Consider the following 381-nt stretch of genomic DNA (forward strand, 5'->3'; position numbering starts at 1 on the left):
AGTCCGAGCCGCTCGACCTGCGCCGCCACCAGGCTCGGCACGCCCGCATGGCTCACCACGACGCCCTTGGGGCGGCCGGTCGAACCCGAGGTGTAGATCACGTACGCCGGATGACGCACATCCACCGCGACCACCGGATCCGTCTCCGGCCACCCGCCTTCGACCACCACCGCCGGATCGTCCACCACCACGGCCGGACGGGCATCCTCCAGCATGAACGCGATCCGCGACGCCGGATACCCCGGATCCACCGGCAGATACGCCGCCCCCGCCTTCAACACCCCCAGGACCGCCACCACCGACTCCACCGACCGCGGCAACGCCACCGCCACGACCCGCTCCGGCCCCACACCCCGAGCGATCAACGCATGCGCGAACCGG

Annotated in this window: 1 protein-coding gene; it reads right to left on the minus strand. The window is 71.9% G+C overall.

The features are described from left to right. A partial coding sequence (locus UK12_RS33425; RefSeq protein WP_045306974.1) for an AMP-binding protein occupies window positions 1–381 on the minus strand: 381 nt, incomplete at both ends.

The sequence above is a fragment of the Saccharothrix sp. ST-888 genome, from assembly GCF_000955975.1.
In the GTDB taxonomy this organism is placed as follows: domain Bacteria; phylum Actinomycetota; class Actinomycetes; order Streptomycetales; family Streptomycetaceae; genus Kitasatospora.